Origin of the sequence: Nostoc sp. (assembly GCF_036917775.1) — a bacterium.
Taxonomy (GTDB): Bacteria; Cyanobacteriota; Cyanobacteriia; order Cyanobacteriales; family Nostocaceae; genus Nostoc.
Genome location: NZ_JBALEQ010000016.1, coordinates 18736 through 36718, shown reverse-complemented (window position 1 = coordinate 36718; position 17983 = coordinate 18736). Strand labels below are relative to the sequence as shown.

The window sequence follows — 17983 nt, the reverse complement described above, 5'->3', positions numbered from 1 at the left end:
TTTGTAAGAGTTGCCCCTTGCGATTCCACAGCTTCACCGTCTTGTCATCACTTGCAGAGGCAATGGTTTCACCGTCGGGGCTAAATGCCACGCCCAAAACCGCACTGCTATGACCTTGGAGAGTTTGTAAGAGTTGCCCCTTGCGATTCCACAGCTTCATCGTGTTGTCCCAACTTGCAGAGGCAATGGTTTCACCGTCGGGGCTAAATGCCACGCCCAAAACCCTATCGCTATGACCTTGGAGAGTTTGTAAGAGTTGCCCCTTGCGATTCCACAGCTTCACCGTCTTGTCATCACTTGCAGAGGCAATGGTTTCACCGTCGGGGCTAAATGCCACGCCCAAAACCTCACTGCTATGACCTTGGAGAGTTTGTAAGACTTGCCCCTTGCGATTCCACAGCTTCACCGTGTTGTCAGAACTTGCAGAGGCAATGGTTTCACCGTCGGGGCTAAATGCCACGCCATTAACCCAACTGCTATGACCTTCTAGCCGATTACGTTCCTTGACTCCATAAACTACCTGCTGGAGTGTGGCTACTGCCAAAACGCGGGTATCTGGTTCTACATTTTTATTTGGTGTTTTGAGTTGTTTTCCTACTTTCAAGCCTGCAACTAAAGCATCAAGCTCTAAATTTGATCCCATCAGGTTTTGTGATTTGAGACTATTGGCGAGAATTTCGGCATTAATTTGGCGTTTTTCTGCATCGGCTTTAGCGGCAATTGCTTGCTTTTTTTGATCTTGAGCAATGTTTCGCTGTCTTTCGGCTTCTGCTTGTCTGTCTTTTGCTAATTGTTCAGCCGCTTTGGTTTTCTCAAGGGCTTTTTGTAAGTCTATTCCTCGTTTTTCAGCTAATTCCTGTGCCGATTTAGCTTCTGCCTCACCTGCTTCAGCCCTTTGACGCTGCTTGTCTGCTATTTTCTGCTGGTTCTGAGCATTTTTAGTTTGACGGTCTGCTTCTTGTCGCTGTGTTTGTTCTCTTTTCAGGGCATCTTGAGCAATTAGACGTTGCTCTTTTTCATTGTCGCGGGCTTCTTGGGCAATCAGATTTTGCTCATAAATATATCCAGCTAATGCCACTGATAATGTCGAAAATACTACCATTACAATCACATAAGGTAGTGCAGGTTTAAGCTGTTCCCACCTATCCCGCAAGTTAAACGGCAAATGTTTATTAATCCACTTATAATCAAAGACTTGCCGATAGATTTCATTCCGCACCCGCAAAACATTATTCTCTCGCCGCACCACCCCCGACAGCTTCAAGTGAGATTTAGCTAAAGACTGCTCCTCGTCCACAACCGCCCGTTTACCCCGGCGAATCTCGCGGTAAATAGTCAAAACTTCCGGGTCTGGTGAGCGTTTAGTCAGCATATCGCGGACAAACTGCAAGTTATTGTCTTGCTCACTCATCGCACCAAAAAATGTGCTGTTAACTATTTTGTCTACATCGGCTGCGGATAAGACTCGCTCCCCCCTAACTCTTAAAAAGGGGGGAAGAATAGAACTGTTGCTAAGGGTGGTTGGGGAAATCTCCAAACCTCGAACTTCATTGCCCCCCTTCTCAAGGGGGGTTGGGGGGATCAAAACCAAGGCATCACAAAGACGCTGCGTTAAATAAGGATGTCCCCCCGTCCACTTCAACACCTGGCCTAATACCTGCTTGGCTTCATTACTGGGTAATCCTAATCCCTCAGCGAAGGGTAAAGCTTCCTCAAAGGTAAAATCAGTTAAATCTACACGCTGTCCAATATTAAATGGTGTGCGCTTGGCATCGTTGATTAAATCGCCGGGAGTCGCTACCCCCATTAAGACAAAAGAAAGCCGCCCAAATTCAGGATTAGTCGCACGGGCAACATAGAGATAACGAATGGCAATAAAAAAATCATCGGTAAAATCCAGGCTGAGGGTAGAGTCAATTTCATCCACAAAAATCACAACTTGCCCCTCAACCTCAGCCAGCAAAACCTTCTCAAAAAACTGTGTCAGCCGTTGCGATACTCCCAGATGCTCGTGTTCCTGCCACCAACTCACCACATCTGTATCAAACATGAGTTGGTCTTCCAGTTTGACCAAAAAGCCAAAATACCATTGTTCGGCTGTGACACTTGCCCCCAATTCCTGGAGGTCAACAATTACCGAGCGAATTCCCTCGTCCCTTAATGTTTCTGCCGTGCGTACCATCAGGCTAGACTTACCCATTTGGCGCGGCGTAAGAACATAGGCGAATATTGCCGACCGACATAAACCGAGTAATTCCTCATCGGCTTGACGAGGAATATAAATACCACCGCCAGCTTGTACAGTTCCCCCAACAGTGTAAATGGTTGGATTAACCACGCAGATGCTCCCGGAAATAATCGGTGTAAAGTTGACAACGCGGAAACACCACACGCCCTTCCCGGCGCACTAAACCCGCACCCCGCAAGCGGAAAAAGATGCGCTCATCTACACAGGTGTTCTGGTGAATTACTTGGAACATACCCTGAACCAACTCCTGTTTGTTATGCAGCCGGAAGAGGTGGTTACGCAAATGATTGCCAAAGGGGCCATTATCTGCGATCGCATTGGCAAATAATTCGGTAGGATAGAAGCGATCGCTGGCAACTGAGTAAAGTGCAAGCCTTACTAAATAAGGATGTCCACCGAGCAACGCGATTAATTGCTTTTCTTCGCTAGCGTTGAAGGGTGAACCATGACGGCGGTTTAAATCAGCAACCTGTGCTGCTGTAAAATCTTCTAAATCAATTACTAGCCCAACATTAAAGGGGGATTGGTTGAGATTATCAATTAGCTGGTAGGGTTCAGTGGAAGTAACCAGCGCTAAATCCAGTTGCTTCCAGATGGGATTAGTGGCGCGGCTATTGTGCCAGCTTCGCAGCATTCCAAAGAAATCAGAGCGAAAATCAGTATCAAATACCCTTTCCACTTCATCCATTGCTAAGACAATGGGGTTGCCAAACTCTTTGAGCAAATAGCGTCCAACATAGCGAGTACAACGCTGACTATTGCCCAAAGGCATATTCCAATACTCATCAACTTTGTCCGTCATTTCCAGTTCATCGGTTAACCAAGTACAGAACTGGCGAAAGAAAAGGTCAGCATTAGTTAAGGCAGTTTTGTCAAACAATTGGAAATCCAGCAAAGCAACCCGCTTCCCTGCATTCACAGCAGTATTAATTGTGCGGATTAACAACGAACTTTTGCCCATTTGCCGGGGGCCTTTAATTGTAATTGTCACACCCTGTCGCTCAATAGTCTCTAAGGTAAGTGCATCAGATGAGCGTTCTACGTAAAAAGCGGATTGCGATTCCATTGTTCCTTCCGGCATTTCCAGCGATACAGGTTGTGCTGAAGGAAAGGGAGGGGGTAGAAGTGACGGCTGACTCATCTGGAGTAAGTCTGCTTTTGATTTTTCTTCACTGATAGCCAATGCACCGCCAGAGACAGCCTGCAACAACTCTGCAATCAGTCGCGGCGTATCTTCTGCATCTTTCCAGAACGCCCAGTTAATGCCATTTAAGTAAGCACTCAAGGGATACAGAAACGGTTCTTGATACGCCAGACGCACCGGGAGAATTATCGGTCGTCCTGACTGTGATTTTGCCAAGTGGTGTGCTGTCTCTATTTCTGCCACCACCATCTCGCTGCTGGTTGACAAGGCTGAAAGGAAAGTAATCAAAAAATCAGCTTGGCGGATTTCTGCTTCAATACATTCAGCCCAGCGTGTACCAACAGACATGGTTTGGTCGATAAAGACTTTGTGCTGCTGCGATAGTGCCTGGAAGACTTGGAGCGCTACTGGTTCATCGGGGCTAGCATTACGCTTGTAGCTGATGAAGATGCGTTTAGCCTGTGAGTTTAACATTACTATTAACCTTGTCTTCCTTCAGCTTTTGGAGTGGAAAAGCTTATCTAGTTGCGAGTCAGTTTTGTACAGAGTCATCCAAGGGAATTTTTTCCCTATTTCGAGAATTAGCTGAACAAATTAGGATTTTATTCACAGCGCTATCAATTAGTTACACTCTACTACAGCGCAGTTGCAGGTAATTACCGACAGCACAAAAAAATCGCTCACGGAGTTCAAATACTCGTTAACGGAGTTCAAATACTCGTTAACGGAGTTCAAAGACTCATTAACGGAGTTCAAAGACTCATTAACGGAGTTCAAAGACTCGTTAACGGAGTTCAAAGACTCGTTAACGGAGTTCAAAGACTCATTAACGGAGTTCAAAGGCTCGTTAACGGAGTTCAAAGACTCGTTAACGGAGTTCAAAGACTCATTAACGGAGTTCAAAGGCTCGTTAACGGAGCTAAAAGACTCATTAACGGAGTTCAAAGGCTCATTAGAGATATGAAAAATAATGTAGAGACGTAGCAGTGCTACGTCTCTACAAGGGTTCTAGATAATACATTATTTAATTTCTAGAGATATCTATTAATAAATAAAGTTTAAGAGGATGTCTGAAAAGTTTTTTTGTATACATCTAACCCTTAGAGATCCCCCTAAATCCCCCTTAAAAAGGGGGACTTTAAGACTCTTATTCCCCCCTTTTTTAAGGCAGGGCTGATTCATTCCACAAATTCCCCCCTTTTTTAAGGGGGGTTAGGGGGGATCAAGAAATATTTGATACTTCTCAGACATCCTCTAAAGGAATTAAACCCTATCTCAAACCAAAACAAAGCCTGTCTATGCAGGCTTTGTTTTAGTAGCACCAGACTATAAGTCTGTGGGCGCTTTCAAATTTTTACAAGAATTAAATGACTAATTTCAATCAACCGCTCTCTTGACTGCGTTGCCTGCATCGTCAGCTGTACGCCGAACATTTTTACCAGCATCCTCAGCCCCACGCTGAATATTTGTTGTCACATCTTCGGCTGCATTCTGGGTATTACCCTTGAGATTTTCAATTCCTCGCTGAGTTCCCTTAACAACACCTTTGCGAACTTCTTCAGCTGAACTGCCGATATCTTCACCCAGGTTCTTCACTCTTTCACCAAGGGGTGTACCTTGTTTGTAATTTTCACCATATTGCCCTGGGCTGTCAACTGACTTCTGGTCAATATTTCTTTGAGCATTTTTCACCAGTGCATCAGCTCTGTCATTCGCTGCCTTTTCATCTTTCGCTCTGGGATCTACATCACTAAAGTTATTCATCCCACCAGCAGGAGAATTCAGAGGATAATCTTTTGTCGCATCGTATCGTTGAGTATTAGGTGCTTGAGTACCAGGTTGTGGTGGCTGTGTTGCTATTCCTGGGGCACCACAAGCTTGTGTCAGAAATAAGAATATCCCTGCCAAAAAAACTGTTAAAACTTTCAAGGGACGAATGTTTTTTAGCCAAGTAATCGCTTTCTTCATAGTTCTCACTCCTTGCATTTTTGTGACTAAGTTAAACTTCAAACAAGATAGCATTTGGAATTATTTTTGTATCCCAAGCATTCAGAAAGAATCATAACTTTACCTAATAGTATGAATAATGAAATAAGTTTTACATCTAGCGCAAGTCACATTTTAATTAGTACAAAAGGAATAGTTTTATCTAACTCTAGGAAGATATAAACTAAAATAATCTGAATTGTCGTAAAAAGAGCTACGTCAAACTGTTTGATATTTCAAAAGCTTTGGATATATCGCTGATGTGCCATAAAATTTGAGGCATTTAGCCTTTGTTGCTCTACCGTTAAATGACTAAATTCATGAAGCAATTTTTACGCTGGATAATTTTGGGGGGAACGCTGTTTTTTTTAGCGAAAGCCTTGAAAGATAATTGGATTGGAGTGACTGCGATCCGCATTGATGGGGTAGGATGGGCAATTATAGCGATCGCTACAGGCGTAACTTTACTAGCGCATACTTGGGCAGGCTGGATTTGGACTTGGATTTTGCAAGAGTTAAATCAACCTGTATCATCTCCCCAATTTATCCAAGTTTACCTAAAAACAAACATTGCTAAGTATTTACCAGGTAATATCTGGCATCATTACGGGCGAATTGTCGCCGCCAAAAAAGCTAATGTTTCTGCTGGTGCAGCCACCTTAAGCGTTTTGCTAGAACCCCTACTCATGCTAGCGGCTGCTTTAATCATCATCGTCTTATGCAGTAGCCAATTTGCGGCAGCTAATACTAGCCTTGCTATTCAAGTACTACAATTATTGAGTTTAGCTCTAGTTCTTTGTGCAATTCATCCCCGGTTTTTAAACCCAGTTATTCGCTTTTTATACAGATTAAAAGCAAAAAAGGCTGCTGCTACAACTCAACCAACTGTTCCCTTCAGTCTAAAAAGCTACCCCTTACGCCCTTTATTAGGAGAGTTGGGCTTTATGGGACTACGCGCCACTGGGTTTATATTAACCATGTCCGCGCTGGGTTCGTTGAACGTAAATCAAATTCCATTGTTGCTAGGGGCTTTTAGTTGTGCTTGGCTGTTAGGTTTTGTGATTCCGGGTGCGCCTGGTGGATTAGGTGTATTTGAAGCGACTGCATATCAACTTTTGCAAAATCACTTTCCAGCGGCCCTAGTATTTAGTGCGATCGCTCTATATCGCCTCATTAGTATTCTAGCTGAAACTGCGGGCGCTACCCTCGCTTACTTAGACGAACGCCTTGCTAAATCATAAAATTAGGCAAAACTCATTTAGGTCTATCTACTTTCATCTGTGAAAACACACGATAACCATCCAGATTCAACTGCGGATTACTACTTTGTTCCTCTTCCATCTTAATCAAGTTATATTCTACGTTTTCTGCATAAATTGCAAACGTGATATTAAAAATCTCCATAAAATTAATTACACCTTTGCATTCATCTTCAGGATAGTTTTCGTAAAAACGAATCAGATGAGCAATCCGAGTTTCTAAATGACGACGGGAATTCTTACAAATTAAAATTATTTTTAGAAGTATAATTACCAATGTTAGAGCATGACCTTGACCAATTAATAATATAAATAATGATGAAGGTTCCTTGCCGTTTTCTATCGTCAAATAATCGATGACTCGATTACAGGTTCTTAGAAACAACTCTTTGGTGATAAGTTCCTGATTATACTCCTTCTTCCATGATGATAAAACATCTATAAACTGCTGTTTCCAAGCCTCAACTGATTCTTGTTTGCCTACAGAAAGAAATAGATATTTTTCGAGATTAATTTTAAATTGTTCTAGAGTTTGGTTTTGAGTTTGTTTGAGAAATATATGAGCAATATTCTCATGACTAAAAACCCCTCTTTTTAAAACAATTGCTTTGATTAAACGTAGAGCCTGGTCTCCCAAAACACTAGGATTTTTATAGCGTGCTGTGCTGGAAACATTAGATTGAGAACGAGCAATATACATTGCTAGTTCAAACTTAAATTTTTCTTTTATCTGTTTAGAAAGCTTTCTAGCAGCCTCTTGTTGCTCTATGGGATTATTTTTATTAACAGATTGATCGATTAATAAATAAGAACTATAGCGATTAGCCCAATGACCTTTAGATGATTCATCATATTTAGCAGCAAATAATTTCAATTCTTGGTAGTCTTTGCTGTTGACAAAATTCTCTAGCCAAGTTTTACAAATCTTTACTACTGGATCGTTATTGTCTTTGATCTTGAGATTTTCATTAACAAATAAATTAACTAATTCTTGGATATATTTATCTTTTCGATTAGTCTTCCAATTATTAACTATAATGTAGCAACACCGCTTGAGTGTATTACATAGTTCTTGCTCATTATCATCTAAAAAAATACTATATATCCCAGGAATATAATCTGATTCTTCTGAATCAAGACCATCTAAAAATAAACCTTTGAATTCTCGCAAAACATCATCTGGTGACAGTTTTTTGACAATTTCCACGAAGAAGCTATAAACCTCTTCTTGTGCAATTTGCACATTTATCTGGCTAGAGTTAGACGTAACACTATGGGGATTTTCCTGACTAATTGATAAACTATTAGCGTTCATTCTAGTTATCAGGACAAAAAGGCTTCCTGTTCATATTATTACCAGCTTAACCTTGGTGAACACTAGCATCAATCTATTCTTCTGAAATTAAGTGATCTTTTTACACAAATTTGATAAAATCCGACCATAAATAAAGTATTAAATCCAAATTGTTTAATACTTCATCAAAAATCCCAGTGAAATTACTTAGTCTCAATAATTAAGTACAATCTAAAACCAAATGGGCGAGTTGATTTACCATTAAATACAACTCGCCCAGACTTTATATAAAATCTTTTTGGCATTTTCAATTTTTAGTGGGGGTGGAGGGACTTGAACCCACACGACCTTTTACGGTCAACGGATTTTCATCCTCCCGCAGTTTTCACTGCTACCTGATGGCAGTAGCCAAATCAGGTTTTGAGAATTGGACTCTCCCTTTACCCTCGACTTTACGTTAGGGTAGCTCCCGTCGGGTCTCTGCACCTTCCGAACAGTTATGAGTTAGGAGTTAGGAGCTAAGAGTTTTAAATTTACTCAGCACTCAACACTCATGACTCAGGACTTTCTTCGGCTTGGCTCAGGATTGCCATGTCTGTCACCAGATTTAGGTTTCCCTGAGTTTGAGAGCTTCCACTTGAGGGATTTCTCCTTCAAGGCTCAGTTATCTAAGTCCGTAGCGTCTACCATTCCGCCACACCCCCGCAGGTGTTTGGTAATTAACTAGTATAAATCTAGTTATTTTTTGGAGGCAGCAAATACCGCCTTATCTATTCCACCATCAATTGTGTCTTTTGTCCAACTAGATTGAAAATATTTTTTCTAGATTGTGCGATCGCTTCCCAAATCGGAAGTTTTATTCGTAATCAACCTAGATGAGTTTCTCATCTTGTATGACTAAAGCATCTGTTTGCTAGTAGATTTACGATAATAGCACAAAATTAGCTTTTATCAATAAATCTGGATAAAAAAAGGAATTATTGCGTAGTGATATTAAAAGCATAAGGATTATACTTCCCTCAGTTTGGCTCTTCAGCCTATGATGGAAAACAGATGCTTAGACCAAAAAAGTTATGATTGTCGCCCTGCTATATCTGATTTTGGCTGGAGCTTACCTTCTGGTAATCCCCATTGCTGTATTGTTCTACCTGAAGCAGCGTTGGTATGTAGCTAGCTCCATCGAGCGTTTGTTGATGTACTTTTTGGTGTTTTTCTTCTTTCCGGGTTTGTTGGTTCTATCGCCGTTTGCAAATTTCCGACCCCAACGGCGACAAGTTCAAGTTTAACGAGAATTGGTAGGTCATAACTCTCATGCGACGGATTGACGCTATTGGAATTGGCTTAGGTGTTTTTATTGCCGGCGGCTTGGCTTATGTAATATTGCAGCTAGTCGGTTTGGACACTCAGAAAGCTGGTATATGGAGCCAAGTTTTACTAGTCAGTGGGTTAATTGGCTGGTTAGCGACCTATTTTTTCCGTGCGGTGGGACAAAAAATGACCTACCACCAACAACGGGAACAATATGAGCAAGACTTTCTGCAAAAGCGGCTAGATGAGCTTACTCCAGAAGAGCTAGCACGAATTCAAGCTGAAATAGAACAAGAAGAGCAATCTCAGGTGTAAAGTTATCATTGGTCAGTTGTTATTTGTCCTTTGTCATTAGTCATTTGTCCTTTACTAATGACCAATGACTAATACTTTGACTACGCGGTAGTTCAATCTCGACTTCGCTTGATTTCCGCGCAGTCGAAACTCAGTACAAGTGACCACTGACCAATGACCACTGACTATTGACACTTGACTCAAATGACTGCAATTTCTGATTGCTTTGAAACCCTTGGGCGGAATCATGAGTGCGCTCTGATTCCGTTTATTACTGCTGGCGATCCAGATTTAGAAACAACAGCAAAAGCTTTGCAGGTTCTAGATCAAAGTGGAGCCGATATTATTGAACTGGGCATACCTTATTCCGATCCTCTAGCTGATGGGCCAGTAATTCAAGCTGCTGCTACCCGCGCTCTACAAAGGGGAACAAAATTGGAGCAGGTACTGGAAATGTTGCAAGGGATTACTCCCAAATTGCGATCGCCCATTGTTCTATTTACTTATTACAATCCAATCTTGCATCGGGGAATTGATAAATTTCTCCAGGAAATAGCTGCGGCTGGGGTAGCAGGATTAGTAGTACCAGATTTGCCCTTGGAAGAAGCAGCAGGCTTGCTCGAACCAGCTAAAGAGATGGGAATTGATGTGATCTTATTGGTAGCTCCCACCAGCGATGCTAAACGAATCGAAGCGATCGCTCATTCATCTCTTGGATTTATTTATTTAGTTAGCGTCACCGGGGTTACAGGAGTGCGATCGCAACTGGAAAACCGCGTGTCCGATTTACTCATACAAATTCGTGGTGTTACTGAGAAACCCATCGGTGTAGGCTTTGGTATCTCCGAAGCGGCACAAGCCCGTCAGGTAAAGGAATGGGGCGCAGATGCGGTGATCGTGGGTAGTGCTTTTGTGAAACGGTTAGCAGAAGGCACACCAGAGCAAGGACTTTTGGCGATCGCCCAATTTTGCCAAAGTCTCAAAGCAGCCATCAAAACCAGCACAAATACTCCTCTTGATTAGAACGCAAAAGTAGATTAAAAAGTATAACAGCGTAGTTTTTCTATCCTTCTTTGGTAGACAATTTGACCATTATGGTTTTGAATATTAACATCAGATATCATGATGTAAAAAAACTAGCTGATACGGTCGCTTATAGTTTGAGTATTATGTGAAGTCAAGTAGGCATAATTTATGAGTGTGAGTGTGAGAGTGAGTCAGTCACAAATGATTATAGTTACGTCGCAATTGAGGAGCAAAGGCGATGAGTGAGAGTATGGCGTTTATCGGCGGGGTCGCCGTAGCTGGGCTGGCGGCTCTCGTATTGCTCAAAGGAACAAATACCCCCCTACAACCTAATTTTGCTGTTGCTCCGCAAATGCCAGGTACTGTAGTAGCGCCGGGAATACAGCCACAAATGTATTCTCCTTACGGCCCTTATGGGCAACCAATGTATCCCAATCCTAATCAGCCACCAACCGCTACCAGTGCTGACCAACGTCTGGAAATGGAAAAGCTGAATACGCAGATGCAGCTGGAGCGTTTAAAAAACGACAATGAACAGTTGAAGTTGCAAAATCAACAACTTCAAGGACAAGTTCAAAATTTCAATACTCAGCAGCAGTGGCAACAAGCCCAGCAGTATAACCAACAAAAAGTAGCAGCACTCCAGCCGCAAACCTCTTGGTGGTCTTCACCCATGCTTTGGGCTGTGGGAGGCGCAACTCTGACTATTGGTGGTGGTGTTGTCGTCGCTGGAGTATTGGCTTTGTTCTCGCCACGGCAGCGTCCAGCCCGTACTGTACAAGTGATTCACCCCTACCAAGGAAATACACCACCCTTGGTTCCAGTTCGCCGTGCTGAGTTTTTGCCTGCTTCGCGGATGGAAGCAAGACGAGTTGAAGCCCCAGAATACGACGAAATGCACTAATCGGGAAAATCAAATAACAGATAATCAGATAGAGGGTGGAAGGAGGCAAGAGTCGCTTGTCTCTTTCCACCTTTACCCATGTCCGATTATCATTTTCAATCAGACTATTTTGAGTATTTTAACTGATTGACAAAAGGCACTTAATTTTAAACTCTCACCGATGATACATAGCTGATTATCTTTTAGATAGTGAATTCAATATTTATTGACCAGCTTTGAAAATTTGTTCTGCCGTCAAAATTAACTCAGGGAAACTAGGAGATATAATACGATTGCTACCTCGAAACTGACTGACTTGATATTCTCCATCAATTAGTTGATAAACTGAAACAGTGGGTTGTTTGGGATTACCAATAAACTTCCTAGCCGCCAATGCTGCATAGTCAACAATCCAATATTCAGGGATACCCATCTCCTCATAATCGGCAAGTTTCAGATAATAATCATCGCGCCAATTTGTACTAACAACCTCAATCACTAAAGGAATCGATGCACCCTTAGTAACCGTAGAAGACTTTTCCCAAAAAGGTTCATCAATCAAAGCAGCGTCATTTAGTATTAATACATCAGGGAAATAACCTGATTCTCTTTCTGGTGGTTTTACAATTGCTTGATTGGGAATAAAATAGGGGAGATTTAATCGTCTAAACTCTAAAGTCAATTCAGCCGCCGAAAATCCTTTTATCCTTTCATGTTTCCCCGTAGGCTGTGACATTTCAAAAATTTCCCCATTGTGCAATTCATAGCGTACCGCAGAGTTTTCAGGATACCAGGTGATAAATTCATCAAAGGTAACTATTTTTGGTAAGGCTTGGGTCATAATAATTGATTACTGTGGGTTTGCCTTAGTATTGGGATTCTCTGTATTAGCCGGTTGGTTAGTATCGGGAAGTTTTTGTTGGCTACTCTTCGGATTACCTTGATTTTTTAGTTGAGTTAGTGCCTGTTTTGCTAGATTTTCGGCTGCTTGTTTAAATAATGGTTCTATTTTGTTTCGCCAGTATTTAGTATTAGGCAATTTTTCTGGATGGTTTCTATAATCTAAAACTTTATCCCATTTACCATCATCTATTGCTTTGTTAATCTCATTAGATAACGCCTCTGCTTTCGCCCAATCGTCCTGCCACTGGGCAATCATTTTGCTCGTCTCTTGGATACCAGAAGCAGCATTTGCTGGAATTGATTTTAAAAGTGCGATCGCTCCAACTATATCCCCTGAATCATACTTCTGTTTTGCTTGTTCTATAATATTGGCACTGTTATCAATAGGCTGCGATCGTTCTGATTTGTCCACATCTTCAGTTGACCCCTTCGGCTTTTCTGCTAAGGGAATTGCTACATCCTGAGATTTTGCTTTTGGTTTGGGAGTTGGTCGAGTAGCAATCAAGCTACTATCATTTACTGTCTTAGTTGCAATACCTTTTTCGCGCAGGCAAGAAGCCCATTCTTGATTATTGATGATCACGGCCGGGTGTGCCCAAGCTAAACGACCAGATTTAAGTTTAACTTCTATCCAACCTCGTTTTGTCCGCTTGCCTGTTACCTCGAAACTGGTGTTATCGGCAACTGTTTGCAAAATATTATCAGAATTTATCGAACTAGGTTCAGAACGGATATTAGAATTTCCGACAACAACAGCCGAGCATTTGTTTACTAAAGTAGTATCCTTACCTGTAAGATTTAAAGCTAAATTTTTCACATTTGGGTATACATTTGCGACTAAGGCAGCCACGCCACCCGCTAATAATATGCCAATTAATATTGGCCATGGGTCGGATTTACCAGAGTCTTTACGGACAGGTTTGATAGGATTTGCTGGTGCAACTGCAACCGTTTGTAGCCGAGATACTTGGGGTTGGGAAAGTTTAGGTACAGGATTAATCGCATCTTTACAGGCTTGCAGTGCTTCCGTGGCGTTTTGATAGCGGTCTTTGAAGTGATAACGCACCATCTTCGTCAACACTGCCGCCAGTCGGTAGTTTACGTTTATTGATTGCTGCCAAATGATTTCGCCTGTTTCCGGGTCTTCTTGCAATGCTGTTGGCAATAATCCTGTTAGTGCTTGAATGGCGATGATGCCGAGAGAATAAATATCACTGTTGGGGCGGGGTTTACCTTGCCCTTGTTCTGTGGGCATATAGCCAGGAGTGCCAATAACGACTGTGGCAGATGCTTGTCCCCCCACTATTACCATCTGTGTACGCAGTTGCTTCACTGCCCCAAAGTCCACTAAAACTAACTTATTATCTGAAGCGCGACGGATGATATTATCCGGTTTGATGTCCCGATGAATAACGCCTTGGCTGTGGACAAATTCGAGAATTTCTAGAACTTCTTGTAATAGTTGAATTACTTGGCTTTCACTCCAGCGTTTACCAGGTGTAAGTTCTTCAGCTAGGGTATGTCCTTCAATATATTCTTGTACTAAATAAAATTCTTGGTTTTCATCAAAGTATGCTAGCAGCCTGGGTATTTGGTCATGATTGCCCAGTTTTTCTAAGGTTTCGGCTTCGCTATTAAACAGGCGTTTAGCAGTATCAAAAACTCTGGGGTCGGTTCCGGGTTTGAGGTGCTTGACAACGCAAATGGGATTGCCGGGCCGTCTAGTATCTTGGGCAATATAAGTTTGACCAAATCCTCCCATTGCGAGGACTCGAATTACTTGGTAACGATGGTCTAGTAGCTTGCCGATCATATTCCCTCCCCAGAGTTATTACCTAATTGTCCAGCTGGTAATAAATATCTCCAAATTTTCTTCAATGAAATCCGCTATCTTGAGAAAAGATTTAGATTAAAAACGCAGCTTTTTTATAAACGCAGACTGTTTATTTTTCTTTTAGTGCCCCTGTTTATTACCAATGCCACCGAAAATAACAAATCCAGTTGCATGGCAGCAGGCTGAAATCCTCATGCAACCTGCTTTCATTCGCGTTATCGATAATATCCGCAAGTCCCTTGATGAATCTTCTTGGACGGGAACTTACCATGATGTCCTGATTTGGCCGCCTAGCACCACTGATGAAATCAAAGCATTGGTGACTGAGTTGTTGCAAGGAATGGAAACTGCAACGCCTCAAGAAGCCGATGAAATTAGAGAGACTCTTACTCGTTTGCCGATGCCCCATCCAGGATATCATCTACGTTTGCAGCGTCAACAGCAAGAAGCGAGTATCGATTTGTGGGAATTGTGTTATGAAGTGTGTTTTATTGAATACAGCCCACAGAAAGAAGCTGCTGAGATTGATACTAGTTTAATTGATGAACTGGGTGAAGTGGATTGGCTGCGTTTGGATGCTAAAGCAAAGGATTTAGTTGAACAGGCGTTTGCTAAGTTGCCAGAAGGATGAAGGAGGCAGGAGGCAGAAGGCAGGAGGCAGAAGGCAGGAGGCAGAATCGAGACGCTCTTGCTAGCAAGATTCCCGTAGGAGTGCGCGGACTTGCTCATAGGTTGCTATGCCGTATCTACTTCGTGGAAGCAAACTACGCGCAGCATCTCGTAGAGAAGACTTTACGCTTGCTTCGCTATCCGCTTTTTCGGTCAGAATACCTTTGCTGAATTCTGAATTCTGAATTTTGTTCGATAAAATTAGTAAAGGCACGGTTATACCGTGCCCTAATTCGCAAAAAGTATTATTTTGAAAGGTTTTTGCTTTACATTAAATTTAATACTGGCGTAAAATTGCAGACAATGAACTATTTTTACGAAGATCCATTAAGTCTGCTAAAGAATCTGTGCGCGTATCTAAGTGGTGCTTGTGTTCTGATGGCAGAACCGTTACCAGATGTTTTGCTTTAGGTTGCATCTGCATCAGGGGCATCAGTTGTGGCTGTGGTACAAAAATTGGTTGGTTCTTGGGAAGGCGTGGTTCCAATCTTTGGTACTGGCTTTGTGCCAAGCGTGCCTGATGGCGGTTAACCTGTTTTTGGACTTTTTGCGGTTGCGTTTTCCGGTTAAGCATTTTGAAAACGAGCAAAGAACCACCACCACAACTGAGGACGATCGCAGCTACCATCCATAAAGGTGTAGGGTTACTATTCTCAGAGGGCACACTGATTGGTTCTTCAACAATAACTGGGATTGTTTCTGGTTCTTCTTGTGCTACCTGTCCAGCATTACCTAAGCTGTACAGGGCAAAGGCACCACCTCCTAAAAACATGGCTAAACACCCAGTCAACAATAGCCAAGGATGATGTGTTACCAGATATATCAGAACATTCGAGCTTTGTTTTAATCTCGATTTCCTGTTTGTCAGCTCTGGAGTAGCCCTTCTGAGTCGGGTTGGCTCGCGCTGTACACTCTGACTTTTTTCCATGATTACTTTCAGATTTGTACCCCTCTAGTCAATAAATTGTACTGGAGGAGTCAAGCATCAGGTATCCGTAACAAAATTTCCGATTCCAGTAGCTTTTTTGTAAAACAGATGCTACCAAATCCGGCTAAGTTTTGTCAAAATTGTGTCTTTATTGTGACTTCTTGCCGTAATGCTCTGAAATCAGTTTGCTTATTTTTTCTGTCAGCTAGGAGAATACCTTTCAAGAGCAAGTTGAATTAACCGATCAACTAATTCTGGAAAGGAAACTCCACTATGGGCCCAGAGTTGCGGATACATACTCGTCGCCGTAAACCCCGGCAACGTATTGATTTCGTTAATCAAAACCTCTTGTGTAGCTTCTACATAGAAGAAATCGACCCTTGCCAATCCCGCAGCATCAACAGCTGCAAAGGCTTGCAAAGCCATGTCCTGAATTTGACGAGCGATCGCATCTGGAATCGGTGCTGGAATCAGTAAATCTGCCCGACCCTCTGTATATTTAGTTTCATAATCATAAAAATCGCTATCATAACTAATCTCTCCAACGATAGAGGCTTGGGGTTGATCGTTACCCAAAACGGCGCACTCAACTTCCCTGGCGACGACACCAGCTTCTACAACCAGTCTTCGGTCATAACTGGCGGCATTATCTAAAGCGGCTTCTAATTCTTGGCGCGATCGCACTTTGGCAATACCCACTGATGAACCCAAATTAGCAGGTTTGACAAAAGCAGGATATCCTAATGCTGCCTCAATGTCATCACACAATTTCGGAAACACACACGGATTAGACCAAACTTGCGCTCTAGTTATCGCTTTATATTTTACCTGTGCAAGTCCCGCTTGCTCAAAGGCCATTTTCATCGCAATTTTATCCATCCCCATCGCCGAACCTAAGACCCCAGAACCAACAAAGGGGACTTGCATCAAAGTTAATAACCCTTGAATTGTCCCGTCTTCACCGTTGGGGCCGTGGAGAACGGGAAACCAAATATCCACTTGGGCAACTTGAGAGGGAGATTCCCATTTGCTTAGGGTTTGGGCTTGAGGATTGGATGTCAGATTTCCCTCAGCAGTTGATTGTTCAGCTTCTAGAAGCGGATTGCCTGTTTCTAAAACCTTTTGGGGTACTTCTCCCGCTAGCCAGCGTCCATCTTTTTGGATGTAAAAAGGCAGGATTTCGTACTTACTAGCATTTTCCTCTGCACTCAGGGCTTTAGCGATCGCCCCTGCTGATTTGATTGAAACTTCATGTTCTCCCGAACGACCGCCAAACAGTAACCCCACGCGCAGCTTAGTCATTTTCGGTTCCTCGACACTTCTCAAGCAGATAGCGTATCATAACCTACAAAAGTTGCCATGCTTTTCTATATTATTTTTTTTGCCCGTTCAAACCCTGGCTAGAAAAACTCTACCAATTGAGGTGTCAAAATTTTTTCAGATATTCAAAATCATTGGGCCAAATCATCTATTCTCGCAGCAGCCAAGCGAAATATATTCAAAGGTTATTTGGACGGCACTTTTCGTCCTAATGCACCTGTAACTCGTGCTGAATTTGCGGCGATTATTTTCGTAGGCTTACCGAAACAGCCATTATCTCGCCCAGCAATCACCTTTACAGATGTACCCGCTAATCACTGGGCTGCTAAAGCCATCGCCGAAGCGTATCAGACAAAATACCTGTCTGGATATCCCAATTCTCTTTTCAAACCCAATGAACTAATCCTGCGTGTGCAAGCATTAGCTGCTTTAGCTTCTGGGTTAAATTATGGGGTTACAGTAGAGCCGATAAACACGTTAAAAAAATATTACAGTGATTTTGCACAAATTCCCAGTTATGCTGTGAGTGCGATCGCAGCCGCAACCGAAAAGCGAATTATTGTTAACTACCCCGATATCAAAGGCTTACAGCCCAATCAAAACGCTACTAGGGGCGAAATAGCAGTATTTATTTGTCGAGTTCTCGAAGTTCCTACAGTATCTTATAAGTATATTCCGGGTGTAGAGTTGTTCGCAATTCCACCACAATTTGATGCTGCTGATGATTTTGCCGAAGGATTTGCGCGAGTCCAAAAAGATAATCGGTGGGGCTATATCGACAAAACCGGAAAATTTATAATTCCTCCACAATTTGATGAAGCTCATCCTTTATCGGAAGGATTGGTATTAGTAAAAGAAAACATAAATCAATCAATCTCTACTTAATT

16 protein-coding genes are annotated in these 17983 nt (G+C 42.3%); 8 read left to right on the top strand and 8 right to left on the bottom strand.

Annotated features, from left to right (window positions below; translation table 11 throughout):
• Both V7K69_RS02385 and V7K69_RS02380 read right to left on the bottom strand, forming a co-directional pair.
• The coding region (locus V7K69_RS02385; RefSeq protein ID WP_335031071.1) for an AAA-like domain-containing protein at window positions 1–2338 on the bottom strand (2338 nt) is incomplete at its 3' end.
• Window positions 2331–3866, bottom strand: a complete 1536-nt coding sequence (locus V7K69_RS02380) for an AAA-like domain-containing protein (protein ID WP_335031069.1) — start codon at window positions 3864–3866, stop codon at window positions 2331–2333. The genes V7K69_RS02380 and V7K69_RS02385, both read right to left, overlap by 8 nt.
• Before the next feature lie 111 nt (window positions 3867–3977).
• Here V7K69_RS02380 and V7K69_RS32860 point away from each other — a divergent pair, with 111 nt between their 5' ends.
• Window positions 3978–4376 carry a hypothetical protein gene (locus tag V7K69_RS32860; protein WP_442936110.1) on the top strand — a complete coding sequence of 133 codons (399 nt, stop codon included), beginning with the start codon at window positions 3978–3980 and terminating at the stop codon, window positions 4374–4376.
• 393 nt (window positions 4377–4769) lie between these two features.
• Here V7K69_RS32860 and V7K69_RS02375 read toward each other — a convergent pair whose 3' ends face one another.
• Window positions 4770–5360, bottom strand: coding sequence for a hypothetical protein (locus V7K69_RS02375; protein WP_335031067.1), 591 nt, complete (start codon window positions 5358–5360; stop codon window positions 4770–4772).
• 338 nt (window positions 5361–5698) lie between these two features.
• Here V7K69_RS02375 and V7K69_RS02370 point away from each other — a divergent pair, with 338 nt between their 5' ends.
• Window positions 5699–6619, top strand: coding sequence for a lysylphosphatidylglycerol synthase domain-containing protein (locus tag V7K69_RS02370; RefSeq protein WP_335031065.1), 921 nt, complete (start codon window positions 5699–5701; stop codon window positions 6617–6619).
• Between the two features lie 13 nt (window positions 6620–6632).
• Here the strand turns inward: V7K69_RS02370 and V7K69_RS02365 are convergent, their stop codons facing one another.
• Window positions 6633–7952, bottom strand: a complete 1320-nt coding sequence (locus tag V7K69_RS02365) for a hypothetical protein (RefSeq protein ID WP_335031063.1) — start codon at window positions 7950–7952, stop codon at window positions 6633–6635.
• A 1052-nt stretch (window positions 7953–9004) separates the two neighbouring features.
• Here V7K69_RS02365 and ndhL point away from each other — a divergent pair.
• From ndhL to V7K69_RS02345, 4 genes are all read left to right on the top strand, one after another.
• A complete protein-coding gene (ndhL, locus tag V7K69_RS02360) occupies window positions 9005–9217 on the top strand; it encodes an NAD(P)H-quinone oxidoreductase subunit L (RefSeq protein WP_012412810.1) in 213 nt (70 codons plus the stop codon).
• A 25-nt stretch (window positions 9218–9242) separates the two neighbouring features.
• Window positions 9243–9554 carry a DUF3007 family protein gene (locus tag V7K69_RS02355; RefSeq protein ID WP_012412811.1) on the top strand — a complete coding sequence of 104 codons (312 nt, stop codon included), beginning with the start codon at window positions 9243–9245 and terminating at the stop codon, window positions 9552–9554.
• A gap of 183 nt (window positions 9555–9737) precedes the next feature.
• On the top strand, window positions 9738–10556 hold the full coding sequence (trpA, locus tag V7K69_RS02350; protein ID WP_335031060.1) for a tryptophan synthase subunit alpha: 819 nt from the start codon (window positions 9738–9740) through the stop codon (window positions 10554–10556).
• Window positions 10557–10797: 241 nt separating this feature from the next.
• Window positions 10798–11463: a heterocyst differentiation related protein gene (locus tag V7K69_RS02345; protein ID WP_335031058.1), complete on the top strand. Its 666-nt coding sequence runs from the start codon at window positions 10798–10800 to the stop codon at window positions 11461–11463.
• Between the two features lie 202 nt (window positions 11464–11665).
• Here the strand turns inward: V7K69_RS02345 and V7K69_RS02340 are convergent, their stop codons facing one another.
• Both V7K69_RS02340 and V7K69_RS02335 read right to left on the bottom strand, forming a co-directional pair.
• Complete coding sequence (locus tag V7K69_RS02340) at window positions 11666–12283, bottom strand: Uma2 family endonuclease (protein ID WP_335031056.1); 618 nt, start codon at window positions 12281–12283, stop codon at window positions 11666–11668.
• 9 nt (window positions 12284–12292) lie between these two features.
• Entirely contained in the window at window positions 12293–14158 is a 1866-nt protein-coding gene (locus V7K69_RS02335; RefSeq protein WP_335031054.1) for a serine/threonine protein kinase, read from the bottom strand.
• Between the two features lie 163 nt (window positions 14159–14321).
• On the opposite strand from V7K69_RS02335, the gene V7K69_RS02330 reads away from it, so the two are divergent.
• Complete coding sequence (locus V7K69_RS02330; RefSeq protein WP_335031052.1) at window positions 14322–14810, top strand: hypothetical protein; 489 nt, start codon at window positions 14322–14324, stop codon at window positions 14808–14810.
• Between the two features lie 315 nt (window positions 14811–15125).
• On the opposite strand, the gene V7K69_RS02325 is transcribed toward V7K69_RS02330, so the two are convergent.
• Entirely contained in the window at window positions 15126–15776 is a 651-nt protein-coding gene (locus V7K69_RS02325) for a hypothetical protein (RefSeq protein ID WP_335031050.1), read from the bottom strand.
• Between the two features lie 201 nt (window positions 15777–15977).
• Entirely contained in the window at window positions 15978–17078 is a 1101-nt protein-coding gene (locus V7K69_RS02320) for a D-alanine--D-alanine ligase family protein (RefSeq protein WP_335031048.1), read from the bottom strand.
• Window positions 17079–17207: 129 nt separating this feature from the next.
• On the opposite strand from V7K69_RS02320, the gene V7K69_RS02315 reads away from it, so the two are divergent.
• Window positions 17208–17981, top strand: a complete 774-nt coding sequence (locus tag V7K69_RS02315; protein ID WP_335031075.1) for an S-layer homology domain-containing protein — start codon at window positions 17208–17210, stop codon at window positions 17979–17981.
• Window positions 17982–17983: the final 2 nt, after the last annotated feature.